The organism is Bradyrhizobium rifense (genome assembly GCF_008123425.1).
Classification (GTDB): Bacteria; Pseudomonadota; Alphaproteobacteria; order Rhizobiales; family Xanthobacteraceae; genus Bradyrhizobium; species Bradyrhizobium rifense.
Genome location: NZ_VSSS01000033.1, coordinates 115,736 through 140,748, shown reverse-complemented (window position 1 = coordinate 140,748; position 25,013 = coordinate 115,736). Strand labels below are relative to the sequence as shown.

At 64.4% G+C, this 25,013-nt stretch carries 22 protein-coding genes; 10 read left to right on the top strand and 12 right to left on the bottom strand.

Features of this window, described 5'->3' with window-relative positions; all coding sequences use genetic code 11:
* Positions 1-189: 189 nt before the first annotated feature.
* The 7 genes from FXB40_RS22930 to hpaR all read right to left on the bottom strand — a co-directional run bounded on the left by FXB40_RS22930 (position 190) and on the right by hpaR (position 8,234).
* A complete protein-coding gene (locus FXB40_RS22930; protein ID WP_148774475.1) occupies positions 190-1,713 on the bottom strand; it encodes a UxaA family hydrolase in 1,524 nt (507 codons plus the stop codon).
* Between the two features lie 64 nt (positions 1,714-1,777).
* Positions 1,778-2,554 carry an HpcH/HpaI aldolase family protein gene (locus FXB40_RS22925; protein WP_148774474.1) on the bottom strand — a complete coding sequence of 259 codons (777 nt, stop codon included), beginning with the start codon at positions 2,552-2,554 and terminating at the stop codon, positions 1,778-1,780.
* A gap of 251 nt (positions 2,555-2,805) precedes the next feature.
* Positions 2,806-3,534 (bottom strand): ABC transporter ATP-binding protein, encoded by a 729-nt coding sequence (locus FXB40_RS22920; RefSeq protein WP_148774473.1) that lies wholly within the window; start codon positions 3,532-3,534, stop codon positions 2,806-2,808.
* Complete coding sequence (locus FXB40_RS22915; RefSeq protein WP_148774472.1) at positions 3,534-5,312, bottom strand: branched-chain amino acid ABC transporter ATP-binding protein/permease; 1,779 nt, start codon at positions 5,310-5,312, stop codon at positions 3,534-3,536. The genes FXB40_RS22920 and FXB40_RS22915 overlap by 1 nt, the downstream gene beginning before the upstream one ends.
* Positions 5,309-6,181: a branched-chain amino acid ABC transporter permease gene (locus FXB40_RS22910; protein WP_148774471.1), complete on the bottom strand. Its 873-nt coding sequence runs from the start codon at positions 6,179-6,181 to the stop codon at positions 5,309-5,311. The genes FXB40_RS22915 and FXB40_RS22910 overlap by 4 nt, the downstream gene beginning before the upstream one ends.
* Positions 6,182-6,264: 83 nt before the next feature.
* Positions 6,265-7,410: an ABC transporter substrate-binding protein gene (locus FXB40_RS22905; RefSeq protein ID WP_148774470.1), complete on the bottom strand. Its 1,146-nt coding sequence runs from the start codon at positions 7,408-7,410 to the stop codon at positions 6,265-6,267.
* Positions 7,411-7,715: 305 nt separating this feature from the next.
* Positions 7,716-8,234, bottom strand: a complete 519-nt coding sequence (gene hpaR, locus FXB40_RS22900; protein ID WP_148774469.1) for a homoprotocatechuate degradation operon regulator HpaR — start codon at positions 8,232-8,234, stop codon at positions 7,716-7,718.
* Positions 8,235-8,346: 112 nt separating this feature from the next.
* Here hpaR and hpaH point away from each other — a divergent pair, with 112 nt between their 5' ends.
* From hpaH to FXB40_RS22870, 6 genes are read left to right on the top strand one after another with little or no spacing between them, the layout of a single operon-like run.
* Positions 8,347-9,153 carry a 2-oxo-hept-4-ene-1,7-dioate hydratase gene (gene hpaH, locus FXB40_RS22895; protein ID WP_148774468.1) on the top strand — a complete coding sequence of 269 codons (807 nt, stop codon included), beginning with the start codon at positions 8,347-8,349 and terminating at the stop codon, positions 9,151-9,153.
* A gap of 32 nt (positions 9,154-9,185) precedes the next feature.
* A complete protein-coding gene (locus FXB40_RS22890; RefSeq protein WP_148774467.1) occupies positions 9,186-9,584 on the top strand; it encodes a 5-carboxymethyl-2-hydroxymuconate Delta-isomerase in 399 nt (132 codons plus the stop codon).
* The gene (gene hpaE, locus FXB40_RS22885) at positions 9,577-11,115 is read left to right on the top strand and encodes a 5-carboxymethyl-2-hydroxymuconate semialdehyde dehydrogenase (RefSeq protein ID WP_148774466.1); all 1,539 of its coding nucleotides are present in this window, start codon (positions 9,577-9,579) and stop codon (positions 11,113-11,115) included. Before FXB40_RS22890 ends, hpaE begins: the two co-directional genes overlap by 8 nt.
* Positions 11,116-11,141: 26 nt before the next feature.
* Positions 11,142-12,125, top strand: a complete 984-nt coding sequence (hpaD, locus tag FXB40_RS22880) for a 3,4-dihydroxyphenylacetate 2,3-dioxygenase (RefSeq protein ID WP_148774465.1) — start codon at positions 11,142-11,144, stop codon at positions 12,123-12,125.
* 3 nt (positions 12,126-12,128) lie between these two features.
* Complete coding sequence (locus tag FXB40_RS22875; protein WP_148774464.1) at positions 12,129-12,998, top strand: fumarylacetoacetate hydrolase family protein; 870 nt, start codon at positions 12,129-12,131, stop codon at positions 12,996-12,998.
* A 25-nt stretch (positions 12,999-13,023) separates the two neighbouring features.
* Positions 13,024-14,649, top strand: coding sequence for a thiamine pyrophosphate-dependent enzyme (locus FXB40_RS22870; protein ID WP_148774463.1), 1,626 nt, complete (start codon positions 13,024-13,026; stop codon positions 14,647-14,649).
* A gap of 3 nt (positions 14,650-14,652) precedes the next feature.
* Here FXB40_RS22870 and alkB read toward each other — a convergent pair whose 3' ends face one another.
* The 4 genes from alkB to FXB40_RS22850 all read right to left on the bottom strand — a co-directional run bounded on the left by alkB (position 14,653) and on the right by FXB40_RS22850 (position 18,249).
* A complete protein-coding gene (gene alkB, locus FXB40_RS22865) occupies positions 14,653-15,306 on the bottom strand; it encodes a DNA oxidative demethylase AlkB (protein ID WP_148774462.1) in 654 nt (217 codons plus the stop codon).
* 9 nt (positions 15,307-15,315) lie between these two features.
* The gene (locus FXB40_RS22860; protein ID WP_148774461.1) at positions 15,316-16,062 is read right to left on the bottom strand and encodes a 2OG-Fe(II) oxygenase; all 747 of its coding nucleotides are present in this window, start codon (positions 16,060-16,062) and stop codon (positions 15,316-15,318) included.
* Positions 16,063-16,220: 158 nt separating this feature from the next.
* Entirely contained in the window at positions 16,221-16,907 is a 687-nt protein-coding gene (locus FXB40_RS22855; RefSeq protein ID WP_148774460.1) for a DUF2848 domain-containing protein, read from the bottom strand.
* Entirely contained in the window at positions 16,900-18,249 is a 1,350-nt protein-coding gene (locus FXB40_RS22850) for an amidase (protein ID WP_148774459.1), read from the bottom strand. Before FXB40_RS22850 ends, FXB40_RS22855 begins: the two co-directional genes overlap by 8 nt.
* 174 nt (positions 18,250-18,423) lie before the next feature.
* On the opposite strand from FXB40_RS22850, the gene FXB40_RS22845 reads away from it, so the two are divergent.
* The 4 genes from FXB40_RS22845 (at position 18,424) to FXB40_RS22830 (ending at position 22,138) form a co-directional block, all read left to right on the top strand.
* Complete coding sequence (locus FXB40_RS22845) at positions 18,424-18,837, top strand: Zn-ribbon domain-containing OB-fold protein (RefSeq protein ID WP_148774458.1); 414 nt, start codon at positions 18,424-18,426, stop codon at positions 18,835-18,837.
* A 3-nt stretch (positions 18,838-18,840) separates the two neighbouring features.
* Complete coding sequence (locus FXB40_RS22840) at positions 18,841-19,980, top strand: thiolase C-terminal domain-containing protein (RefSeq protein ID WP_148774457.1); 1,140 nt, start codon at positions 18,841-18,843, stop codon at positions 19,978-19,980.
* Positions 19,981-19,985: 5 nt separating this feature from the next.
* Positions 19,986-20,900 (top strand): SDR family oxidoreductase, encoded by a 915-nt coding sequence (locus FXB40_RS22835; protein ID WP_148774456.1) that lies wholly within the window; start codon positions 19,986-19,988, stop codon positions 20,898-20,900.
* A 116-nt stretch (positions 20,901-21,016) separates the two neighbouring features.
* Positions 21,017-22,138 carry an SMP-30/gluconolactonase/LRE family protein gene (locus tag FXB40_RS22830; RefSeq protein ID WP_148774455.1) on the top strand — a complete coding sequence of 374 codons (1,122 nt, stop codon included), beginning with the start codon at positions 21,017-21,019 and terminating at the stop codon, positions 22,136-22,138.
* Between the two features lie 63 nt (positions 22,139-22,201).
* Here FXB40_RS22830 and ppc read toward each other — a convergent pair whose 3' ends face one another.
* Positions 22,202-24,991 carry a phosphoenolpyruvate carboxylase gene (gene ppc, locus FXB40_RS22825; RefSeq protein WP_148774454.1) on the bottom strand — a complete coding sequence of 930 codons (2,790 nt, stop codon included), beginning with the start codon at positions 24,989-24,991 and terminating at the stop codon, positions 22,202-22,204.
* Positions 24,992-25,013 lie beyond the last annotated feature (22 nt).

The window sequence follows — 25,013 nt, the reverse complement described above, 5'->3', positions numbered from 1 at the left end:
CCGCTGGTGACCTCGATCAAGCACTAACAACGGGCAGACCGTGCCTAGGAAGTATCCCCGTAGCCCGGATGGAGCGCAGCGTAATCCGGGAAAGTCTCTCCGCGGCGCGAGGCCCCGGATTTCGCGGAGCCTGTCATCGGTCGGCGCTTCGCGCCGACCCGTTGGCTCCATCCGGGCTACGAGATCACCCTACATCGTCGCGCCAAGCACCCAGGGCGCGAACTCGGCACCGCCGAAATCGAAGCTTTCGCTCTTGGTCGGCTGGCCGGACGCGGTCTTGAGGACCAGATCGAAAATGCGCTGGCCGCACTCCTGGACGCTCTCCTCGCCTTCGAGGATGGTGCCGCAATTGACGTCCATATCTTCTTCCATGCGCTTGTACATGGGCGTGTTGGTGGCGAGCTTGATCGAGGGCGCGGGCTTGCAGCCGAACACGCTGCCGCGGCCGGTGGTGAAGCAGACCAGGTTGGCGCCGCCGGCGACCTGGCCGGTGGCGGCGACCGGATCGTAGCCGGGCGTGTCCATGAACACGAAGCCGCGCTTGGTCACCGGCTCGGCGTAGCGGAGCACGTCAACCAGATTGGTGGTGCCGGCCTTGGCCATCGCGCCGAGCGATTTTTCCAGGATGGTGGTAAGGCCGCCGGCCTTGTTGCCGGGGCTCGGATTGGCGTTCATCTCGGCGCCTTCGCGCTCGGTGTATTCGTCCCACCAGCGCATGAGATCGACCAGCTTCTCGCCGACCTCGCGGCTCACGGCGCGGCGCGTGAGCAGATGCTCGGCGCCGTAGGTCTCGGGCGTCTCCGACAGGATCACGGTGCCGCCGTGACGCACGATGAGATCGCTGGCAGCGCCCAGCGCCGGATTTGCCGACACGCCCGAATAGCCGTCCGAGCCGCCGCATTGCAGCGCCACGGTGAGCTCGCTCACCGGCACGGACTCGCGCTTGACCTTGTTGGAGTCAGCGAGCGCCTCGCGCACGAAGGCAATGCCGGCCTCCACCGTCTTGCGGGTGCCGCCGACCTCCTGAATATCCATCGCGCGCAGGCGTCCGGCGAGCTTCTGCTCTTCCATCAGCCCACCGATCTGGTTCACCTCGCAGCCCAGCCCGAGCACGATGACGTGCGAGAAGTTCACATGACGCGCATAGCCGCCGAGCGTGCGGCGGAGCAGCGCCAGCGGCTCGTTCTGCGTCATGCCGCAGCCGGTCTTGTGGGTCAGCGCGACCACGCCGTCGACGTTGGGGAAGTCGGCGAGCGGATTGTCGCCGGTGAAGGGATTCTTCTTGAAGACATCGGCGACGAGGCCAGCGACATGCGCGCTGCAATTCACCGAGGTGAGGATGCCGATATAGTTGCGCGTGGCGACGCGGCCGTCCGGGCGGCGGATGCCCTCGAAGGTCGCCGGCAGATCGAAGTTCGGCGTCGGCTTGACGTCGGCGCAATAGGCGTAGTCCTTGGCGAAATCGCCCATGCCGATGTTCTGCACGTGCACGTGCTGGCCCGGCGCGATGGCGTGGGTCGCAAAGCCGATGATCTGGCCGTAGCGGATCACAGGCTCGCCCACCGCGATCGGCTTGATCGCGACCTTGTGGCCGGAGGGAATGCGCTCGACCGTGGTCACGCCGTCCGCCACCACGGTGCCGGGCGGCAGGCTCGCGCGCGCGATCAGCACGCCATCAGCGGGATGCAGGCGGATGACGGGGCTGATGGTCATGAGAGTCTCCTTGGGTCTTGGTATTTCGCCTCTCCCCGCAAGAGCGGGGAGAGGAAGAGGATCTTCAGGCCTTGCCGCCCGAATCCTTGCGGGTCGCGTTGACCTGCATCTTGGCGTAGGTCGTCATCAGGCCGACCTCGTTCGAGAGCGTCACCAGCTTGAAGCCCATGTTGATGGCGCGCGCCGCACCTTCGGCGCCGCTGCAATGGATACCGGCGTTGAGGCCGCGCTTGCTGCACTCCTTGATGATCTTGTCGTAGATCGCGAGGATCTCGGGCTCGGTGCGGTCGAGCTTCGGCTCGAGGCCGTAGGAGAAGCCGAGATCGGACGGGCCGATATAGACGCCGTCGATGCCCTCGACGTCGAAGATCGCTTCCATGTTCTCGACCGCGGTCTTGGTTTCCATCATCGGCAGCAGCACGATGTCGTCGTTGGCCGTCTTCTGGTAGGAACCCGCGGTGCCGTACATGCCGGCGCGGATCGGGCCGTTGGAGCGGACGCCCTTCGGCGGATATTTCGAATAGGAAACGAGGTTCTTGGCTTCCTGCGCCGTGTTGACCATCGGGCAGATCACGCCATAGGCGCCGCCGTCGAGCACCTTGCCGATGATGCCGGGCTCGTTCCAGGGCACGCGGACCATCGGGGTCACCGGATGCTTGTCCATGGCCTGGAAGCACTGCACCATCGACTGATAATCCTGAACGCCATGCTGGATGTCGACGGTGACGCTGTCGAAGCCGCATTGCGCGATCATCTCGGCGGAGAAGCCGGAGGGAATGGCGAGCCACGCGTTGACCACGGCCTTGCCCGACTTCCAGATTTCCTTGACCTTGTTCGCCACGTTGCCTTCCTTCTTCGTTGTTTGGACGCGTGTTTTTTGGACCGCGTTGTCTGGACCGTCGTCACCAGCCGAGCGCCGCGACGGCACACCCTCGCTGTTACCGCGAACCGGGCCGCCGCGCTACGCTCGCGATGACGCAAGACCTATGCGCTCGCCCACTGGGTGCGGGCCTCGCGGGCGGCGACACTATCGCCGCCCGGGTGCCGTCCGGCAAGGGGACCCGGATCGGGACCCTGGACGGAACCCTCCTGTTACGCGCTCACCTTGGCATGGCCGCCGAGATAGGCGGCGCGGATGGCCTCGTTGCCCCAGAGCTCGTCGGGCTTGCCGCCGAGCACGATGCGGCCGGTCTCGAGCACATAGCCGTAATCAGCGACCGACAGGCCCATGCGCGCGTTCTGCTCGACCAGCAACACGGTCGTGTTGCGGCGGATCTCGGAAATGATCTTGAACACGGCTTGCACGATGACCGGCGCTAGCCCAAGCGACGGCTCATCCAGCAGCAACAGCCGCGGCTTTGCCATCAGCCCGCGCGCGACTGCCACCATCTGGAGCTGGCCGCCGGACAGCGTCCAGCCGAGCGCGTTGGTGAACTTGCGGATATCCGGGAACAGGTCGAACATCGCATCCGCCTCGCGCGAGATCTCCGAGGTCGCGGCCCGGCGGTTGGACGCGCCGAGCATGATGTTCTCTTTCACCGTCAGCCCGGGGAAGACGCGGCGGCCTTCCGGCACGTGGCTGATACCCATGCGGACGATCGCTTCCGGGCCGAGCCCCGCGATCGACTTGCCGTCGTACAGGATGTCGCCCGACGTTGGTTTTGCGAGCCCCGAGATCGCGCGCAGCGTCGTCGACTTGCCGGCACCATTGGCGCCGAGCAGCGTCACCACCTGTCCCTCTTCGACGGCGCAGGTCACGCCGCGCAGCGCTTCGATCTCGCCGTAGCGCACCACGAGATTGCGGATTTCGAGCAACGGCATCATTCGCTCCCGAGATAGGCGGAGACGACGTCGGGATGACGCAGCACGGCCATGGATTCGCCATCCGCAATGCGGCGTCCGAAGTTGAGCACAGTGATGTGCTGGGCTGCTTCCGAGACCAGCGTCATGTCGTGATCGATGATCAGGATAGTCAAGCCCTGCGCGGCGATACGCTTGAGAAGCTCGTGCAGCTCGAGCTTTTCCGTCGAGTTGAGGCCGGCCGCGGGCTCGTCGAGCAGCAGCAGCGTCGGGTTCGACGCCAGAGCGCGCGCGATCTCGATCAGGCGCTGATGGCCGTAGGAGAAGCTCGAGATCAGCTCGTTGGCGCGGCTTCCCAGGCCGACGAAGGTCAGCGCTTCCATCGCACGCTCGGTGAGCGCATCATCGCCCTTCCCGACCATGGTGTTGCCGGGCCGCTCCGCGCCGATCTCGACATTCTCCAGCGCCGTCATTGAACGGAACAGGCGGATGTTCTGGAAGGTGCGGCCGAGCCCCGACGCCGTGCGCTGATGCGGCGGCATGTGGGTGATGTCGGTGCCGTCGAGCACGATCTTGCCGGCGGTCGCCACATAGAGACCCGAGAGCACGTTGAGCGTCGTGGTCTTGCCCGAGCCGTTCGGCCCGATCAGCGCATGCACGCCGCCGCGCTTCACGGCGATGTCGACGCCATCGACGGCCTTGAGGCCACCGAAATATTTCGAGAGCCCCGTCACTTCCAGCACGATGTCGCCGCCGACCGTCGCGGGCTTGAGCTGCAAGGCCGCTGATGCCGGCGGTGTCTTGATCTTGGCGCGCCAGCGCGTGAAGGCATCCGCGACAAAGCCCCAGATGCCGTCGGGCATGAAGCGGATGATCAGGATCACGAACAGGCCGTAGATCGCGAGATACAGGCCCGGCACGCTCTTGAGGAAGCGCAGCCATTCCGGGATCAGAATCAGGAGACCCGTGCCGATGGCAGAGCCGATCGGCGAGGCCACGCCGCCGAGCAGCGACATCGTCAGGAACACGATCGATTCCGCGAAGGAGAACTGATCGGGGCTGACATAGGCGAAGCCGCCGGCGAACAATCCGCCCGCGAGCCCGCCGAGCAGCGCGCACAGCGCAAACGCGTAGATCTTGGTGCGGAAGACGTCGATGCCGTTGACCCCGGCCGCAAGCTCGTTGTCGCGCACCGCCCGCATAGCGCGGCCGAGCTTGGTGTCGGAGAGATGCCAGACCAGGTAGCCGACGATCGCGAGCATCGCGACGCAGAAGGCGAGATAGCTCTGCGAGCTTTGGAACAGGTCCGGACGCCTGATGTTGGAGACGCCGTCGGGACCATGCGTTAGCCAGATCGCGTTGATCATCACCAGCGTGACGATCTGCTGGAACGAGATCGTCACCATCGCAAGGTAATGACCGCCGAGCCGCAAGGTCGACGCGCCCAGCAGGGCGCCGGCCAGCAGCGAGATCACGCAGCCGCCGATCAGGCACAGCCAGAAGCTGACCTGCAGATCCGTCGTGCCGATGCCGACCGCATAGGCGCCGAGCCCGAAGAACGCGGCCTGCGCCAGATTGATCTGGCCGCACAGGCCGAGCACGACCGAGAGCCCGAACACTGCGATCGCGAACGTGGTCGCCTGGAGCAGGATGTTATGAACGTATCCGTCGAAGTTCATGTTGGCCGCAAGCACGACCAGGATGGCCGCGCCGATGAAATACGGCAGGTGCCGGACGAGCAACGGCTTCGAGTGGATGGCTTGTGCCGGAATCGGCATGTTGTCGCTGGGAGCGCTCATGCCTTCTCCGCCACGCGTTCGCCGAAGATGCCCTGCGGCCGGAAGATCAGGAAGGCGATCAGCACCAGGAAGGCGAAGCCGTCCTTGTAGGGCACAGAGATATAGGCCGCACCAAAGGTCTCGATCACGCCGAGCGCGAGGCCGCCGATGATGGCGCCAGTGACGTCGCCGAACCCGCCGATGATGGTGGCCGCGAACGCCTTCAGCGCGATGGTCGAGCCCATCTGGATCGAGACGAACAGCACGGGCGCGACCAGAATGCCGGCAAGGCCACCGAGCACCGCGGAATAGATGAAGGTGATCATGATCATCGTGGAGACGGAAATGCCGAGCAGGGAGGCCATTTCCTTGTCCTGCGAGGTCGCCTGCAGCTTCTTGCCGAGCAAGGTCTTCTCGAAGAACCAGAAATTGAAGATCACGAGACAGATCGTGACGCCGATGATCAGGAGATACTGGCTGTCGAGATAGACCGGGCCGACCTGAATGCCGGGCGTTTCAAACCAGCCTTCCAGCACCTGCGGCTGCGGGCCGTAGATCGCGAGCACGGAATTGGCGAGCAGGATCGAGGCGCCGATGGTGGCGATGATGACAGGCAGATAGGTGCGGTGGCGCAGCGGATAATAGACGCCGAGATTGAAGACCACACCGAGCAGCGCCATGCCGAGCAGCGCGACGATGAAGGCCGCCCAATAGGGCAAACCGGCCTCGACTGCGACCACCATCAGATAGGCCGCGACCATCGAGAATTCGCCCTGGGCGAAATTCACCACATTGGTGGCACGAAAGATCAGCACGAAGCCGAGCGCGACCAGCGCGTAGACGGCGCCGATACCGATCCCGGTAAAGAGCAGTTGCAGGGCGAGATCCATGACAAGCTTCTGTTGGAGGGTCAGATTCGTCCACTGAATGACGTATCGACCTCCCCGATATCATCGGGGAGGTCGCGAGAACGTCAGTCGTTGAACTCGATGTGCTTGTCGAAGACGATATTCCCCTTCTCGTTCTTCACGATGTTGTAGCCGTGAAGACCGTCGCCGTTCTGGTCGAAATTATATTCGCCCTCGGCGCCGGCGAATTTTTTGGTCGCCAGGATGGCTTCGCGGATCTTGGCGGGATCGGTGGAACCTGCCTTGTTGATCGCCGCCGACAAGACGTTGATCGCATCGAACGTCCAGGAGCTCTGGTTGTCAGGCGCGACCTTGACCGCATCGCGGTAGATCTTGCCGAACGCCTTCGAGCCCTCGCTGGAATCCTCGGCATAGTCGGCGACGCCATAGGTGTTGTAGAGCGCGGGACCGGCGAGCTTCAGCGCGGTGATGTTGACGATCGAGGGCGAGCCAACCCACGGGATGTTGACGCCGAGTTGACGGAGCTGGCGGGCAAAAATGCCGAGGTCGTTCTCGAAGGTGAAGTAGGAACCGAGGATGTCGGCGCCCGACTGCTTGATCGCGAGCACGACCGGCGTGAAGTCCTGGCTCTGGTTGGCGTAGCCCTGGTCGAGCACCGAGGGGGCACCGAGCTTTTCCAGTGCGCCCGTCAGCGCCTTGCCGCCGGCGGTGCCGAAGGCGTCGGTCGAATGCAGCACGGCCCATTTCTTCTTGCCGAGCGTGCTGACGCCGTATTCGGCGATGACGCGGCCGGAATAGCTGTCATTGGGGCGGAAACGGAACAGCCATTGGTTGCCCATATGGGTGAGGTTCGGATCGGTACCGCCGATCATCACGGGCTTGCCGAGCTTGATGACGTCCGGCGCCATCGCGTGGACCTGGGTCGAACGGATCGAACCGAGGAATCCGACGATGTCGGGTTGAGAGGCGAGCTTGGAGAAGGCGAGCACGATACCGGGATTGGTGGTCTGATCGTCCTCGACGATCAACTCGCCCTGCTTCCCCAGAATGCCGCCGGCCTTATTGACGGCTTCAAGCGCGAGCTTGGCGCCCTTGATGGCGTAACCGCCGGATTCAGCGGCGGGGCCGGTGACGGGCGCGCACATGCCGATCTTGATGGTGGCGCCCTGCGCATTCGCGCTCTTGATGAGGTATGGCGCGGCAATACCGGCAGCAATTCCGGCAGCGAAATCGCGTCTCGTCAGTCTCATACATTCCTCCCTGGGGCCGGGCATCCTTGTCGGCCCTTCTTTGTCTTCGCGTTCTTTTGGCTTTGTTCTGAATACAGAGCCGGATGCTACTTACGGACTCTTCCGGCGTGAGTAAATTGATATTGAGATGTCATCGACTAAGTGCGGAGAGGTCACGCCCCAGAAGTGATTAACACCTGCGGCGGCGATCTATTCTCAGCTGCTTTTCCAGGGGATCTCGCGCAATTCACGTCGCGCGCGCTGCCCACGCGTTATGCAATGACGACAGTCATGCGTGACGGGAAAGTCATCATGCAAATTTGCCGTTACGCGTCGTCCGTGATCTCGTCACGCGCTTCCGCGGAAGCGAGGCACAATTCCAACTCTCCGAGCATCTCCTGCAACTCGGCGAGCTTGCGCGCGCCGAAACGCTGCGTGATCTCGGCATAGATCGCCTCCGAGGACGGCGCGACGGAGGCCATCAGTTTCACGCCCTCTTTCGAAATCGAGACCATGCTGCGGCGCTGATCCGCCTTCGCGGTCTTGCGCTCGATCAAATTGCGCGCCTCGAGGTCGCGCAGGATGCGCGACAGGCTCGGCCCCAGGAGAAACGCGGTGCGCGCGAGTTCCGTGACCTCGGCGCCGTCGATGGCGGCGAGCGCGCGCAGAATGCGCCATTGCTGCTCGGTCAGGCCGTGCTCGCGCAGCGATGGGCGAAATTGCCGCATCACCGCCTCGCGTGCCCGCAGCAGCGACATTGGCAGCGATCGCGAGAAATCGCGCATCGGCACCTGGCGCGCGGCAGGCGCGTTTCCGTTGGTGGGATCAGCCGGTCTCTTCGCCATATCGCCCTTTCAAGCCGCAAAAAGTTTGCAGTGCAGCAAGCCCAGATTCAGTTTGACGCATTCACTTAACATGTTAAGTATTTCCGGGCACCACGATTTTGGTCGATCACCAATGGCGCTTTCCAAAGACGATATCCTTGCTTGCGCGAACCGTCTGCACCAGGCGGAAAAGACCCGCGTGCAGATCCGGCAGCTCTCGCAGGATTTCCCTGACATCACTATTGCCCATGCCTACGCGATTCAGAAGGCGTGGGTCGACATCAAGATCGCCGAGGGACGCCTCGTCAAAGGTCACAAGATCGGCCTGACCTCGAAGGCGATGCAGAGCGCGCTCAATATCGACGAACCGGATTCCGGCGTTCTGCTCGACGACATGTTCTTCGCCGACGGCGGCCTCGTCCCGACCGAACGTTTTATCGCGACGCGCGTCGAGGCCGAGCTCGCCTTCGTCATGAGCAAGCGGCTCGAAGGCCCCGACTGCACGATGTTCGACGTGCTCAACGCCACCGACTTCGTGGTGCCGGCGCTGGAGATCCTGGACACGCGGATCGAGCGCGTCGATCCCACGACGAAAGCCACGCGAAAGATCTACGACACCATCGCCGACAATGCGGCGAATGCCGGCATCGTGCTCGGCGGCCGGCCGATCCGCCCGCTCGACGCCGATCTGCGCTGGATCGGCGCGCTCTGCTTCAAGAACGGTCAGCTCGAAGAGACCGGCCTTGCCGCCGGCGTGCTCAATCATCCCGCAACTGCAGTCGCCTGGCTCGCCAACAAGATCGCGCCGCTTGGGCTAGCGCTGGAGCCCGGCCAAATCGTGCTCGCCGGCTCCTTCATCCGTCCGATCGAGACCCGCAAGGGCGACACAATTCAAGCCGATTATGGCGCCTACGGCTCGGTCAGCTGCTACTTCGCCTAAAACAATGAGACGACACAGGGAGTGAAACCGCCATGCCGCATTTCACGATCGAATATTCGGCCAATCTCGACAGCCGTCTCGACATCGGCGCCGTCTGCGAGATCGTGCGCAAGGCCGCCGTCGAAACCGGCATCTTCCCGCTTGGCGGCATCCGCGTTCGTGCCATCCGCTGCGAGCACTACGCGATCGCCGATGCCGAGCGCGATTACGGTTTCCTCGACATGGTGCTGCGCATTGGCGAGGGCCGCGATCTCGCCACGCGGCAGAAGGCCGGCGAGCATGTCTTTCAGGCGCTGTCAAAACATCTCGATCCCGTCTTCGCTGGCAGCAAGTTCGCGTTGTCCTTCGACATGCAGATCAACGACAAGGACACCAGCTGGAAGCGCAACAACATCCACGACGCATTGAAAGTGGTGGCCGCCCATGGATAAGCCCACGCCGAAAGCCGATGTCTTCCAGGCCAACCGCGACCGCGCAGCACCGCTGCTGAAGAAGCTGCAGGCGGACGGCATCGGTCACATGATCGACGGCAAGATCGTCCCGTCGATCTCCGGCGAGAGGTTTGAGACGAAGTCGCCGGTCGATGGCGCGACGCTCGCGAGCGTTGCTCGCGGCAATGCGGAGGATATCGACGCCGCGGCGACGGCCGCTGCGCTCGCCTTCAAGTCGTGGCGCGACATGGGACCAGCGATGCGGAAGAAGCTGCTGCATCGCGTCGCCGACGCCATCGAGGACAATGCCGAAGACATCGCCGTGCTCGAATGCATCGACACCGGGCAAGCCTATCGCTTCATGGCCAAGGCTGCGATCCGCGCCGCGGAAAACTTCCGGTTCTTCGCCGACAAATGCGCCGAGGCGCGCGATGGGCAGAATACGCCGAGCGACGAGCACTGGAATATCTCGACTCGCGTGCCGATCGGCCCCGTCGGTGTGATCACGCCGTGGAACACGCCGTTCATGCTGTCGACCTGGAAGATCGCCCCTGCTCTGGCGGCCGGCTGCACGGTCGTGCACAAGCCCGCCGAATGGTCACCGGTGACGGCCGCCATTCTTGCAAAGCTCGTCAAGGAAGCCGGCGTGCCCGACGGCGTGCTCAACACCGTGCACGGATTTGGCGAAGAGGCCGGCAAGGCGCTGACCGAACATCCCGCGATCAAGGCAATCGGCTTCGTCGGCGAGAGTGCGACAGGATCGGCGATCATGGTTCAGGGCGCGCGGACCTTGAAGCGCGTGCATTTCGAGCTCGGCGGCAAGAACCCCGTGATCGTGTTCGACGACGCCGATCTCGACCGTGCGCTCGATGCGGTGGTGTTCATGATCTACTCGCTCAATGGCGAGCGCTGCACGTCCTCCAGCCGCCTGCTGATCCAGCAGAGCATCTCGGACAAGTTCATCGAGAAGCTGACCGCGCGCGTGAAGGCGCTGAAGGTTGGTCATCCCCTCGATCCCGCCACCGAGATCGGGCCGTTGATCCACGAGCGGCATCTGGCAAAGGTCTGCTCCTATTTCGACGTCGCGCGCCAGGACGGCGCCACGATCGCGGTCGGTGGCAAAGCTTATGACGGCCCCGGCGGCGGACATTATGTCGAGCCCACGCTGGTGACCGGCGCGAGCGGCAAAATGCGCGTGGCGCAGGAAGAGGTGTTCGGCCCTTTCCTCACCGTGCTGCCCTTCAAGGACGAGGCCGAGGCGATCGAGATAGCCAACGACATCCGCTATGGCCTCACCGGCTATGTCTGGACCAACGACGTTGGCCGCGCCTTGCGCGTCGCCGATGCGCTGGAGGCCGGCATGATCTGGCTGAACTCGGAGAATGTCCGCCATCTGCCAACCCCGTTCGGCGGCATGAAGGCGAGCGGCATCGGCCGTGACGGCGGCGATTACTCGTTCGATTTCTACATGGAAACCAAGCACGTCTCGCTGGCGCGGGGCACGCACAAGATTCAAAAACTGGGAATCTGACGCTCGTCGTTCCGAGGGGAAATGCAATGCCCGTACCGCAACACATCTTCGAGCCGCCGTTCAACATCATCCGCTCCAGCCACGTCGTGCTCGACGTGACCGATCTGAAGCTGAGCCGCGCGTTCTATGAGACCATCGTCGGCCTGCATGTCGAGGACGCCGACGACAAGTTCGTTTACCTGCGCGCGGCGGAGGAGCATCAGCATCACTCGCTGGTGCTACGCAAGGCAGCCGCGGCGGCCTGCGCCCGGCTCGGCTTCAAGGTCGGCAATGACGGAGACCTCGACAAGGCGGCCAAGTTTCTTTCCGAGAACGGTCTTGGTTACGCCTTCGCCGATCAGCCCTTCCAGGGCCGCACGCTGCAATTCACCGATCCCTTCGGCTTCCAGATCGAGCTCTATGCGTCGATGGACCGGCGACCGCATCTGCTGCGTCGTTTCGATCTCTACAAGGGCTGTCATCCGCAGCGGCTCGATCATTTCAACGTCTTCGCCGCCGAGGTGCAGGACACGGTGGAGTTCTATGCGCGGCTGGGCTTCCGTCTCACCGAATATGCGGAGGAAGACGGACCGAATGGGCGCATTGCGGCGGCATGGATGCATCGCAAGGGTAACGTCCACGATTTTGCGATCACCAATGGCAAGGGCCCGCGGCTGCATCACTTTGCCTACTGGACCCCGACCGCGATGAACATCATCCATCTCTGCGACGTCATGGCCTCCGCAGGCTTCGTGAAAAACATCGAGCGCGGCCCCGGCCGCCACGGCATCTCGAACGCGTTCTTCCTCTACGTGCGCGATCCCGATGGACACCGCCTCGAGCTCTACACCAGCGATTATTTCACTGGGGATCACGACCACGAGCCGCTGCGCTGGTCGCTGCGCGATCCGCGCCGCCAGACATTGTGGGGCGCGCCGGCGCCGCGCTCATGGTTCGAGCAGGGCTCGCCGTTCTCAGGCCAGGCCGTGCGTGAACCAAAGTTCGTGGCCGACGTGCTGGTGGCGGATTAAGTCATGAAGCTCCCTCGCCTCGCCACCTACTCAGTCAAGGGTGAAACCCGCTATGGCGCCGTCCTGGAGGGCGGCATCGTCGATCTCTCCGCGCGCTACGCAAAAGACTATCCGACGCTGCGCGAAGTCATCGCAGCCGGAAAGCTCGTGAGCCTCGCCGAAGAGGCCGCGGGCCGCACGCCAGTTCACGCGCTCAGCGAGATCACATGGCTGCCGCCAGTGCCGGCGCCGGAAAAGATCATCTGCATCGGCGTCAACTACCCTGATCGCAACGCCGAGTACAAGGACGGCCAGGACGCGCCGAAATATCCGAGCATGTTCATGCGCTCGCCCCGTTCCTTCGTCGGCCACGACACGCCGCTGGTGCGCCCGCGCGCGTCGGAGCAGCTCGACTATGAGGGCGAGATCGTGCTGGTGATCGGCAAGCCCGGGCGGCACATCGCGAAAAGTGCCGCGCTCGACCACATCGCCGCGCTGACGCTCTGCAACGAAGGCTCGGTGCGCGACTGGCTGCGTCACGCAAAATTCAACGTCACGCAGGGCAAGAACTTCGATTCCAGCGGCAGCCTCGGGCCCTGGCTTGTGCCCTACATGAGGGAAGCACAGATCGCCGACATCCGTCTGACCACGCATGTCAACGGCGAGCTGCGGCAGGACGACCGTACCAGCCGGCTGATGTTTCCGTTCCGCTATCTCATCAGCTATATCTCGACCTTCGCGACGCTGGTCCCCGGCGACATCATCGTCACGGGCACGCCGACCGGCGCCGGTGCGCGGTTCGATCCGCCGCGCTATCTGAAGCCCGGTGACGTCATTGAGGTCGCGGCCGAGGGCATCGGATCCTTACGCAACGGCGTCGTCGACGAAGCCTGACCAACAACACGAATGGAATGATGCAATGACCACCCTCACCGGCGGCGAAGCGATCGTAAGCGGGCTCGTCGCCCATGGCGTCGACACCGTGTTCGGCCTGCCCGGCGCGCAGGTCTATGGCCTGTTCGACGCCTTCCACCAGGCCCAGCTCAAGGTGATCGGCGCGCGGCACGAGCAGGCCTGCGGCTACATGGCGTTCGGCTATGCACGCTCCAGCGGCAAGCCCGGCGTGTTCAGTGTGGTGCCCGGCCCCGGCGTGCTCAACGCCAGCGCGGCGCTGCTCACCGCCTATGGCTGCAACGAGCCGGTGCTGTGCGTCACCGGCCAGGTCCCGACGCAGTTTTTAGGCAAGGGCCGCGGCCATCTGCACGAGATGCCGGACCAGCTCGCGACGCTGCGTACCTATGTGAAGTGGGCCGACCGCATCGAACATCCCGGCAACGCGCCGACCACGGTCGCGCGCGCCTTCCAGGAAATGACGTCCGGCCGCCGCGGTCCCGCGTCGGTCGAGATGCCCTGGGACATTTTTACCCAGCGCGCGGACACCGCCGCCGCGCAGGTGCTGGAGCCCCTGCCCGCGCCGCTGCCCGATTCTGACATGATCAAGCAGGCGGCAGCGCTGATCAAAGGCAGCAAGGCGCCGATGATCTTCGTCGGCAGCGGTGCGATCGACGCGCGCGACGAAATCCTCGAGCTCGCCGAGATGATCGATGCGCCCGTGGTCGCCTTCCGCAGCGGCCGCGGCATCGTCTCCAATGCGCATGAGCTTGGGCTCACCATGGCCGCCGCCTACAAGCTTTGGCCGAAGACCGATCTGATGATCGGCATCGGCTCGCGGCTCGAGCTGCCGACCATGTCGCGCTGGCCTTATCGCCCCGACGGGTTGAAGAGCATCCGCATCGACATCGACCCCGTCGAGATGCGGCGCTTCATCTCCGACACCGCGATCGTGGCCGATGCGAAGGCCGCGACGGCCGATCTCACTGCTGCCGTCAGCAAGGCCGGCTACAGCAAGACCGCCGGCCGCCGCGCCGCGATCCGCGAGGCGACCGCGATCGCGCAGCAGGAGATCCAGCGCATCCAGCCGCAGATGGCGTATCTCAACATCCTGCGCGAGGTGCTGCCGGCGAATGCGATCGTCACTGATGAGCTGTCGCAGTTCGGCTTCGCCTCCTGGTACGGCTTTCCGATCTACGAGCCACGTACCTTCATCACCTCGGGCTATCAGGGCACGCTCGGCTCGGGCTTCCCGACCGCGCTCGGCGCCAAGGTCGCGAACCCGGACAAGCCGGTGGTGGCGATCACCGGTGACGGCGGCTTTATGTTCGGCGTGCAGGAGCTTGCCACCGCCGTGCAGTTCAACATCGGCGTGGTGACGCTGGTGTTCAACAACAACGCCTATGGCAATGTCCGCCGCGACCAGCGCGAACGCTTTGATGGCCGCGTGGTGGCATCGGATCTGGTCAATCCGGACTTCGTCAAGCTCGCGGAATCCTTCGGCGTCGCGCCCGCACGCGTCACCGCGCCAGATCAGTTCAAGGCAGCGATGGAGAAGGCGCTTAGCCACAGCGGGCCGTATCTGATTTCGGTCGAGGTGACGCGGGACTCCGAAGTCAGCCCGTGGGCGTTCATTCACCCGCCGAAGCCTTAGACCTCAGCGCGTCCGACGGAAGGTCAAGTTGATCCGCTTCCGGCCGAGCAGCGCGTGCTCGCCCTCGGCGAGTGGCGCCACGCCGTGATAGGCAAGCCGCGACGGTCCGCCCCAGACCACGACGTCGCCATGGACGAGCCGGTAGCGCCGCGGCTTGTCTGCGCGCGCGAGGCCGCCGAAAAGGAAGGTCGCGGGCAGGCCGAGCGAGACCGAGACGATCGGCGCCGAATAATCCAGCTCGTCCTTGTCCTGATGCAGCGACAGCCGCGTGCCGGGCTCGTAGCGGTTGACGAGGCACGCATCGGGCGCAAAGTTCTGGAAGCCGCCCTGCTCCGCCGCGTGACGGGCCAGATCACGGAGCAGCGGCGGCAGCGCCGGCCATGGCGCCTCGGTTCGCGGGTCGATCGGATCATAGCGATAACCGGTGTGATCGGTGATCCAGCCGCGCTCGCCGCAATTGGTCATGGCCACCGACATCAGATGACCGCCGGGAGTGGTCATGCGGCGGAACGGCGACTGCGCCACGATGACGCGCACGGCTTCGATCAGCTCGCGCTCGATCGGCTTGACGAAACCGCGCAGCAGAACGGCGCCGTCGGCGATCTCCTCGCGCGACGGCTGCGCCTCGGCAACGCTGTCGAACAAATCAGCCGTCAATCGTCCCACTCATTTGGCATCATGAAAGATCACACCCACGGTGTGGCGTTGGCCGGACCTGATACGGCTGACGCCATGACGCAGATTAACGCGATACGTGCCGCGTGTCCCCTGCACCGGACGATGATGCACCGCAAAGGCGACCGCGTCGCCCTGCGCGAGTGGCACCACTTCGGCGCGGGACTGCATGCGCGGGCGCTGCTCGGTCAGCACGAACTCGCCGCCACTGAAATCGCGGCCGGGCTCGGACAGGAGGATCGCGACCTGAAGCGGAAACACGTGCTCGCCATAGAGGTCCTGGTGCAGGCAGTTGAAGTCGCCGGCCTCATATTGCAGCAGCAGCGGCGTCGGCCGCGCCTGCCCGGCGTCGTGGCAGCGCTTGAGGAACGTGGCATGCGCTGCGGGATAGCGGATGTCGATCCCCATCGCCTCGTTCCAGCGATTGGCGACGCCCTGGAGATGCGCATAAAGCGCCGGCCGCAACTGCGCGATGAGATCGGGCAGCGGGTAGGAGAAATATTTGTACTCGCCGCGGCCAAAGCCATGGCGGCCCATGACGACGCGGCTGCGGAAGTGCGCGTCGTCGGGATAGAGGGCGGAGACGGCGTGGCATTGGTCCGGCGTGAGCAGGCCCTTGAGGACGGCGCAGCCCTGGGAGTCGAGCTCGGCGGTGATTTGGGACCAGTCGAGGGCGTCGACGCGGGTGGCGGGGTCTGCGGGCGACTGAGAGAGCGATTTGCGTGCTGTTGCTGTCATGGCGACGACCTTCGCAAGACCGGCCCGCGCTCCGCCACCCGATTTCCGACTCTCTCCCCGTCATTGCGAGGAGCCCTTGCGACGAAGCAATCCAGACTGCCGCCGCGGAAAGATTCTGGATTGCTTCGCTACGCTCGCAATGACGGGTGGGGACGGACTTAGCCCCTCACCGGCAGCGTCACCACGTCATACCCGTGCCTGATCGTCCGCTTCAGCACGGGATCCTCAAGCTCGAAATCGAAGCGATCCGCCGGCCGGATGCCGCCCTTGGCCGCAAACGTGCCGCCGAACATGGCGCAACCGTCGGGGAACTTTCCGTCCTCGAAGCCGCGCGCGATGAGGTCGTTGACCGGCAGCATCGCGTCCAACGTGCCTTCCTGGTAGAGCACGCGCTCGCCCTTGATGGTGGCGTAGGAGCGCAAAATCATCTTGTCCCAATGGCCGATGACGTCCTCGAGCTCCCACAGCGTGGAGGCGATCGGCTTGTCGCACATTTGCTTGGACACGGTGACGTTATAGGCCTCGACCTTGCGGTCGGTATGGTCGGAGCCGCAGCCGACGAAGATGCGGCCCTGCCAGCCGATCAGCACGAACTCGACCTCGCCGGAGGAATCGCCGCCACAGCATTCGATGCTGTCTTCCTGGGTCAGTCGGCGCGCCGAGGCGCGGTAGTAGATCGGCGTCGAGGCCGGCCGGGCGATGCCCATGGCCTCGAGCTCGTCGATGTGCTTGTCGCGCGCGATCGCGTCGCGGCCGGTCCAGCCGGCGATGACCATCCGGTCGATCGCCAGCGTCAGCGGCGTGGTGGTGTCCTGGGCGTCGACGGTGAAAGTCAGGTCAAACACGAATGACGGCCTCCATGCCGGCAGCAAGTTCAAAGATACGGCGGTCAGATCCACCCGCGCCTGCAAGCATCAGGCCGACGGGAACATCGCCCTCGCGATGTGCCGGCAGCGAGATGGCGCAGCCGTCGATCATGTTGATCAGGGTGCAATTGCGCAGTGCGCGCATGTTTTGCGCGGTAAACGCCTTGTCGTCGGCGAGATCTGAAATCTTCGGCGGCGTGTTGGCGGTGGTCGGCAGCACCAGCGCGTCGTAGGGCGCGATGCGCGCGTTGACGCGGGCGATCAGCGAGCGGCGCTCGTTGAGGAGATCGATGTAGTCGGCCGCACTCTGCGCCTCGCCGCGCATGATGCGCACGGAAACGCGGGGATCGTAGACGTCGCCCTTGGACGTGATGAGATAGCGATGCCAGGCATAGCTTTCGGACGCCGCAAAGCCGCCCTTGGCGTTCATCGGGCCGATGTCGTGGAATTCGGCCATCTCGATGCGCTCGATGATGGCGCCATGATCGGCGAGCGATTTCAGCGCGCGCTCGAACGTTTCCGACACGGCCGCGTCGAGATCGTCCAGCGCGATCGTGGTCGGCACCGCAAGCCGCATGCCTTTCACGGGGCGCGGCTTCAGCGCGACGATCGGTTCGTTCGCGAGCACGGCGTCGAGAATGGCACAGCAGCTGACCGATCGCGCCAGCGGCCCGATGCTGTCGAGCGAGAACGACAGCGGCACCGCGCCATCAAGCGGCACGCGCCGCTGCGTCGGCTTGTAGCCGACGATGCCGTTATAGGCGGCCGGAATCCGACAGGAGCCACCGGTGTCGGTGCCGAGCGCGCCATGCGCCATGCCGTCGAGCACGGAGACCGCGGCGCCCGAGGACGAGCCGCCGGGCACGTGGCCCTCGGCCCGGTTCCAGGCGCCTTTGGGTGTACCATAGTGCGGATTGATGCCGATGCCGGAATAGGCGAACTCGGTCATGTTGGTCCGCCCGATCACGACGAAGCCGGCCTTGCGCAGCCGCGCCACGGTGGTGGCATCCTGCTCGGCCGGCGGGGAATCGTCGAGCGCGCGGGAGCCGGCGCGCGTCACCTGGCCCTTGATGTCGAACAGATCCTTGATCGAGACGGGGATACCGGCATAGCGCGACGGCGCAGCCTTGGCCTTGCGCAAGGCGTCCATCGCGTCTGCCGTCGCGAGCGCGGCTTCCTTGTCGACGTGGATGAAGGTGCGCTGCCCCTCGCCGGCGGGATCGGCGATCTTGGCGATACACGCCTCGACCAGCTTTCGGGATGTGGTACGGCCGCTTTCGAGGTCGTCGGCGAGCTTCGCCAGTGTCGGAAAATCGGGCATGTCTGTCTCACGGAATATTGCGCGCGCAATCTATAGCGCCGGCTCAGTTCGACACAAGCATTGTGCGCATGATGGCATGCATGCTGTCAGCTGGACCGTTGACGCATAGTCAATTGTCGCATCAAGATCGAAACGGGCAGGCGCGAAGCCTGTTCTCTGGGAGGACCAGCCGACATGGCCGAACCGCAGCGCGCGCGCCCGAAACCGACGCCTGAAACCCAGCATTTCTGGGACGGCACGAAAGCGGGCGAGCTGCGCCTGCAGCGCTGCGACGCCTGCGCGCATGTCTTTTTCCCACCACGCCCGTTCTGCCCGTCCTGCGCCTCGCGCAAGGTCAGCGTCTTCAAGGCGAGCGGCAAGGGTTTCCTTTACAGCTATGTGATCAACCACCGCCCCGCCGCGCCCGGCTTCACGCCGCCTTACGCGATCGCGGTGGTCGAGCTCGCCGAGGGGCCGCGGATGATGAGCAACATGATCGACTGCCCGCAGACACCGGAGGCGCTCGAACTCGACATGAAGCTCGAGGTCGCGTTCGAGGCCCTCGACGACAAGATCACCCTCCCCGTGTTCCGTCCGGCGAAGGGGTAAGCCATGCGCAGCAACCAGGTTGCCGTCGTCGGCGCGGCCGAGACCACCGAGCTCGGTGTCATCCCCAACGTGTCGCAGCTCCAGCTCCACGCGGATGCCGCGCTCAATGCCATTGCCGATGCCGGATTGAAGCTGTCCGACATCGACGGCTTCGCCACCGCGGTCGAGACGCCGCAGCAGGTCTGTCATTATCTGGGCATTAGGCCTACCTGGGTGGACGGCACCTCCGTCGGCGGCTGCTCGTTCATGCTGCACGTCCGCCATGCGGCGGCGGCGATCGAGGCCGGTCTTTGCAAGACCGTGCTGATCACGCATGCCGAGAGCGGCAAGTCGATGATCGGCAAGGCGCCGCGTTCGATCCCCGCCGACAGTTTGCAAGGCCAGTTCGAGGCGCCCTTCGGCGTCTACGGCCCGCCCAGCATGTTCCCGATCCCCGTGCTGCGCTTCATGAAGACCTACGGCATCACGCATGAGCAGCTGGCCTCGGTCGCGGTGGTGCAGCGGGAATGGGCGGCGAAGAATCCGCGGGCGATGATGAAGGACCCGATCACGGTCGCCGACGTCCTCAACTCGCGCATGATCGCCTATCCGTTCCGGCTGCTGCAGTGCTGCCTCGTCACCGACGGCGGCGGCGCGCTGATCCTGACCTCGGCCGACCGCGCCAAGGATTTTCCGCGCAAGCCCGTCTACATCATGGGCACCGGCGAGAGCGTGGAAACGCCGATGGTCAGCCAGATGGAGACTTTTAATTCCTCGCGCGCGTTCAAAACGGCGGGGCCGCTGGCCTTCAAGGAGGCCGGCATCGCCCACAAAGACGTCGATCATCTCATGATCTACGACGCCTTTGCGCATCTGCCGCTGTTCGGCCTCGGCGACCTCGGCTTCATGCCGCACGAAGAAACCGGCAAATTCATCGCCGACGGCAACACCCGCCCCGGGGCTAAGCTGCCGCTCAACACCAATGGCGGCGGCTTGAGCTACATGCATTCCGGCATGTACGGCATGTACGCGCTCCAGGAGAGCGTGCGCCAGATGCGCGGCATCGCGCCGGCGCAGGTGCCGAACGCGAAGATTTCAGTGTGCCACGGCGTCGGCGGCATGTTCGCCGCCAGTGGCACGATCGTGTTTACGAACGAGAGGTAATCCACATGAGCAAATCACTGCAGGACAAGGTCGTCATCGTCACCGGCGCAGGCCGCGGCATCGGGCGCGAGATCGCGCTGCTTTGCGCGGCGGAAGGCGCCAAGGTCGTCGTCAACGATCCCGGCGGGGCCGCCGACGGCGCGGGCTCCAGCGCTTCTCCCGCTGAGGAGGTGGTGGAGGAGATCAAGAAGCGCGGCGGCATTGCCGTCCCCAACTTCGAGTCGGTGGCGGAAGCCGTCCCGGCGAGCAAGATCGTCAAGACCGCGACCGATCATTTCGGCCGGCTCGACGGCGTCGTCAACAATGCCGGCATCCTGCGCGACATGATCTTCCACAAGATGAGCGTGGAGGCGTTCGAGGCCGTCATCAAGGTTCATCTGATGGGCTCGTTCTATGTCAGCCACGCCGCCGCGCGCATCTTCCGCGAGCAGGAGTCTGGCTCCTTCGTGCACTTCACTTCGACCTCTGGCCTGATCGGCAACTTTGGCCAGGCCAACTACGCCGCCGCCAAGCTCGGCATCATCGGCCTGTCCAAATCGATCGCGCTCGACATGGGCCGCTTCAACGTCCGTTCGAACTGCGTCTCGCCGTTCGCCTGGACCCGCATGATCGGCACCATTCCGACCGAGACCGAAGCCGAGAAGGCGCGCGTCGAGAAGATCAAGCAGATGGGTCCGGAGAAGATCGCGCCGATCTGCGCCTATCTGCTCTCGGATGCCGCCAAGGATGTCTCCGGCCAGATCTTCGGCGCGCGCATGAACGAGCTGTTCCTGTTCAGCCAAAACCGCCCGTTGCGCTCGGTCCATCGTAGTGAAGGCTGGACGCCGCAATCGATCGCGGAACACGGAATGCCGGCGCTGAAGGGCTCGTTCTACAAGCTCGACCGCTCCGCCGACATCTTCCCGTGGGATCCCGTCTAGCCACATTTTTGGCATTCCTGCGCCGCGATCTCTGGTTGTCTTGTCCAGAGATCGCCCCGCTTTATGCCTGAATGCGGGCGAATGGTGTCCTCCCAACACAACTTTGGGAGGAAACCATGACAAGAATACTGACCAACCCTAACGACAACTCTTCCACAACGGAACCCGGCGGCCTTGGCCGCCGCGATATTTTGAGAGGCGCGGCGGTGCTCGCGGCGTCCACTGTGCTCGCCTCACAGGCGGACGCGCGCGACTACGGCGCAAATGCCGAGCCGCAGCGCTATCCCGATCCCGATATCATCGCCATCGATCCCAAGCGCTTCAAGGCCAAGGTCGGCAACACCTCGATCAAGCGGCTCTATACCGGCTGTCTGTGGGCGGAAGGACCGGCCTGGAATGCACAGGGCCAGTACCTCGTCTGGAGCGATATCCCCGCCAACCGACAGCTTCGCTACCTCGACGACGACGGCCACATCTCCGAGCAGTTCCACAAGCCGTCGAACGAGGGCAACGGCAATTCGTTCGACACCGAGGGACGCCAGATCACCGCCGAGCGCACCCGCCTCGTCCGCTACGAGCACGACGGTTCGGTGACGGCGCTCGCCGAGCAGGCCAACGGCAAGCCGCTCAATGGCCCGAACGACATGGTCGTGCATCCCAACGACAAGTCGATCTGGTTCACCGATCCCGGCTATGGCGCGATCAGCATCTACGAGGGCAAGCTCGCCAATACCGGCTCCCTGCAGCCCTATCAGAAGGAAGCCGTCTATCGCCTCGACGCGCAGTCCGGCCAGCTGACGAAGGTCGCGGACGAGCCGTTCAAGCCAAACGGCATCGCCTTCTCCCACGACTACAAAAAGGTCTATGTCTGCGACACCGGGATCACACACTATCCGCAAGCGGAAAACGTGGTGTGGTCCTACGACCTCGACGGTCAGAAGCTATCGAACCCGAAGCGGCTGATCGACATGAAGCTCGATGGCAAATCGGGCTTCCCCGATGGCCTGCGTGTCGATACCGAGGGCAATATCTGGGTCGGCGCGGGCTGGGTCGGACCTGGCTATGACGGCGTGCAGGTGTTCGCGTCGACCGACGGCGCGCGCATCGGCCAAATCCTGCTGCCCGAGACCTGCGCCAATCTGTGCTTCGGCGGCAAGAAGCGCAACCGCCTGTTCATGACCGCGAGCCAGTCGCTCTATTCGGTCTATGTGGAGACGCAGGGGGCGCATTTCTGCTGAGTGATGCGAATAGTGAGTGGCGAGTGGAATCCATTCTCCACTCGCCATTTCGCTATTCGGTCCTCAACCCGTATTCCTCAACCCCGCCGAGATTCCGTTGATCGTCAGCTGAATCCCGCGCAGCACCTGCTCGTCCGGATTCTGCGCACGATGCTCCCTCAACAGCTCGACCTGCACGTGGTTGAGCGGGTCGAGATAGGGGAAGCGGTGGCGCACGGAGCGCTCCAGCAGCGGGTTGCCTTGCAGCAGCCGGTCCTGATCCATGATGTCGAGCAACGTCTCGATGCAGGAATGCCATTCGCGGCGGATGCGGCCGAAGATCTTTTCGCGCAGGGCTTCGTCCGGCACCAGCTCGGCATACCGCGAGGCGATCGCGATCGAGCTTTTCGCCAGCACCATGTCCATGTTCGACAACAGCATGCGGAAGAACGGCCATTCCTTGTAGAGCTCTTTCAGGAACGGCATGCCCTTGTCGGGATGCTCCGCGATCCATTGCTCCACCGCGCTGCCAAAGCCGTACCAGCCCGGCAGCATCAGGCGGCACTGCGCCCAGGAGAACACCCAGGGGATCGCACGCAAATCCTCAATCGCACGCGTCTTCTTGCGCGAGGCCGGGCGGCTGCCGATGTTCAGCGTCGCGATCTCGTTGATGACGGTCGAGGACCAGAAATATTCGACGAAGCCGTCGGTCTCGTAGACGAGGCCGCGGTAGGCCTTGAAGGCGAGATTTGAAAGCTCGTCCATCGCAGTGAGATATTCGCGGCGCGGCGCGCTCTGGCTCGGCTGCAACAGGCTGGCATCCAGCGTCGCCGCCGCCAGGATTTCGAGATTGTTGCGGCCGACCTCCGCGTTCGAATATTTCGACGAGATGATCTCGCCCTGCTCGGTGATGCGGATCTGGCCGTTCACGGCCCCGCCCGGCTGCGCAACGATGGCGTCATAGCTGGGACCGCCGCCGCGACCCACCGAACCGCCGCGGCCGTGGAACAGCCGCAGGCGCACGTGGTGGCGCTCGAACACCTCGACGAGGCCGATCTCGGCCTTGTAGAGTTCCCAGCCCGACGTGACGAAGCCGCCATCCTTGTTCGAGTCGGAATAGCCGAGCATGACCTCCTGCACGCTGCCGCGGCTGTCGACGAGGCGGCGGTAATCATGCAGCGACAGCATGCGATCCATGATGCCGCTTGACGCCTGCAGATCCTCGATGGTCTCGAACAGCGGCACGACATTGATCGCACTGCGGCCGGAGGGATGGACCAGGCCCACCTCTTTCAGCAGCACCGCGACCTCGAGCATGTCGGACATGCCCTTGCACATCGAGATGATGCATTGGGGAATGGCGTCAGAGCCGAACTTCGCATGCGCCTCCGCAGCCGCATGGAAGACGTTGAGCTCGCCCATGGTCTCGTCGCTGTACTTGATGAACGGCGACACCAACGCGCGTGTGCTGCGCAATTCGTTGGTCAGCAGCGAGATGCGCGCGTCCTCGCCGAGCGCGAGATAGGACATGCCGGGATTGGCCGCGTCCATCAGCTCGGCGATGGTGCGTTCGTGCACCGCCGAGTTCTGGCGGATATCGAGCCGCGCCAGGTGGAAGCCGAAGCAATCCACCGCGCGTCGCAACAGCCGCAGCCGGCCGCGGGCAATGACGCGGGCGTTGTTGGAGATCAGCGAGCGGTGCAGCACGTCAAGATCAGTCTGCAACTCCTTGACACTGTCATAGGGCGCGCCCTTGCCGACCGGGCGGCGGGTGATCTCGACCTCGAGCTTTTCCGCCGTGGCCGTCAGGCGGGCATAGATGCCGGAGACCGCGAGCCGATAAGGCTCGCCGCTCCGGTGCGGCGAGGTATCAGGCGAATGCTCCGCCAGCGTGCGCAGCTCCTCCGAGACGTCGGCGAGATGGGCTGCGATCGACAGCTCCGAGCCGAGCACGTGCAGCTCGTTCAGATAGAACTGCATCACGCGGCTCGATTGCAGCCGCAGCGTGCCGCGCATGACGTCGGCGGTGACGAAGGGATTGCCGTCGCGGTCGCCGCCGATCCAGCTTCCCATCCGCAGGAACGAAGCGAGCTCGCTGGCGGCCTGCTCGCCGCCCTCCTCCAGCTTGTCTTCCAGCGCGTTGACCAGCCGCGGCACCTCGCGCAGGAAAGTGTAATCGTAGAACGACAGGCCGTTGGCGACCTCGTCGAGCACGGTGAGCTTGGTCCGGCGCAACAGATTGGTCTGCCACAGCGTCAGCACCTCGCGACGCAGCTGCTCGTCGCTGGCGGCGGCCTCGTCTGCGGTCAGCGCCACGCGCTCGCGGCGATCGAGCAGGGCTGCGACCTCCATCTCGCGATCCATCGTGCTCTTACGGCGGACCTCGGTGGGATGCGCGGTCAGGACCGGGCTGACCTGGGCCGTCCTGAAGAAGTTGCGCAGCTGGTCTGTGCCGATTCCAGCACCCTTGGCCTTGGCCAGCGTCTCCGCCAGCACGCCGGAGCCGCCGCCCTTGCCGGCGCGCAACTGGCGGATGTTGTTCTGGTCCTCGGCGATGTTGGCGAGGTGGGAAAAGTAGCTGAAGGCGCGGACGATCCGCACCGTCTCGGAGGTCGACATGCCGTCGAGGATCTGCTCGAGCTCGCGCCGTGCAACCCGGTCCTCGTCGCGGTGGAACCGGATCGAGGTCTGCCGGATGCGCTCGACCAGGTCGAACACATCTGCGCCCTCCTGGTCGCGCACGGTGTCGCCCAGGATGCGCCCGAGCAGGCGGATATCGTCGCGCAGCCGCGCATCAGCCTCCAGCGCCTGGGCGTCCTCAGGCCGGTTCGGGCGAAGCTCGGCGGCGTCGGATGGTATTGTCTGGAGGGACATGGCTCGCTCCCTGGTTCGAGCT

Bases quoted from the DNA above. Each gene is read 5' to 3' on its own strand.
- FXB40_RS22930 (WP_148774475.1), bottom strand. From the start codon at position 1,713: ATGACCATCAGCCCCGTCATCCGCCTGCATCCCGCTGATGGCGTGCTG.
- FXB40_RS22920 (WP_148774473.1), bottom strand. From the start codon at position 3,534: ATGCCGTTGCTCGAAATCCGCAATCTCGTGGTGCGCTACGGCGAGATC.
- FXB40_RS22915 (WP_148774472.1), bottom strand. From the start codon at position 5,312: ATGAGCGCTCCCAGCGACAACATGCCGATTCCGGCACAAGCCATCCAC.
- FXB40_RS22910 (WP_148774471.1), bottom strand. From the start codon at position 6,181: ATGGATCTCGCCCTGCAACTGCTCTTTACCGGGATCGGTATCGGCGCC.
- FXB40_RS22905 (WP_148774470.1), bottom strand. From the start codon at position 7,410: ATGAGACTGACGAGACGCGATTTCGCTGCCGGAATTGCTGCCGGTATT.
- hpaR (WP_148774469.1), bottom strand. From the start codon at position 8,234: ATGGCGAAGAGACCGGCTGATCCCACCAACGGAAACGCGCCTGCCGCG.
- hpaH (WP_148774468.1), top strand. From the start codon at position 8,347: ATGGCGCTTTCCAAAGACGATATCCTTGCTTGCGCGAACCGTCTGCAC.
- FXB40_RS22890 (WP_148774467.1), top strand. From the start codon at position 9,186: ATGCCGCATTTCACGATCGAATATTCGGCCAATCTCGACAGCCGTCTC.
- hpaE (WP_148774466.1), top strand. From the start codon at position 9,577: ATGGATAAGCCCACGCCGAAAGCCGATGTCTTCCAGGCCAACCGCGAC.
- hpaD (WP_148774465.1), top strand. From the start codon at position 11,142: ATGCCCGTACCGCAACACATCTTCGAGCCGCCGTTCAACATCATCCGC.
- FXB40_RS22875 (WP_148774464.1), top strand. From the start codon at position 12,129: ATGAAGCTCCCTCGCCTCGCCACCTACTCAGTCAAGGGTGAAACCCGC.
- FXB40_RS22870 (WP_148774463.1), top strand. From the start codon at position 13,024: ATGACCACCCTCACCGGCGGCGAAGCGATCGTAAGCGGGCTCGTCGCC.
- FXB40_RS22860 (WP_148774461.1), bottom strand. From the start codon at position 16,062: ATGACAGCAACAGCACGCAAATCGCTCTCTCAGTCGCCCGCAGACCCC.
- FXB40_RS22850 (WP_148774459.1), bottom strand. From the start codon at position 18,249: ATGCCCGATTTTCCGACACTGGCGAAGCTCGCCGACGACCTCGAAAGC.
- FXB40_RS22845 (WP_148774458.1), top strand. From the start codon at position 18,424: ATGGCCGAACCGCAGCGCGCGCGCCCGAAACCGACGCCTGAAACCCAG.
- FXB40_RS22840 (WP_148774457.1), top strand. From the start codon at position 18,841: ATGCGCAGCAACCAGGTTGCCGTCGTCGGCGCGGCCGAGACCACCGAG.
- FXB40_RS22835 (WP_148774456.1), top strand. From the start codon at position 19,986: ATGAGCAAATCACTGCAGGACAAGGTCGTCATCGTCACCGGCGCAGGC.
- FXB40_RS22830 (WP_148774455.1), top strand. From the start codon at position 21,017: ATGACAAGAATACTGACCAACCCTAACGACAACTCTTCCACAACGGAA.
- ppc (WP_148774454.1), bottom strand. From the start codon at position 24,991: ATGTCCCTCCAGACAATACCATCCGACGCCGCCGAGCTTCGCCCGAAC.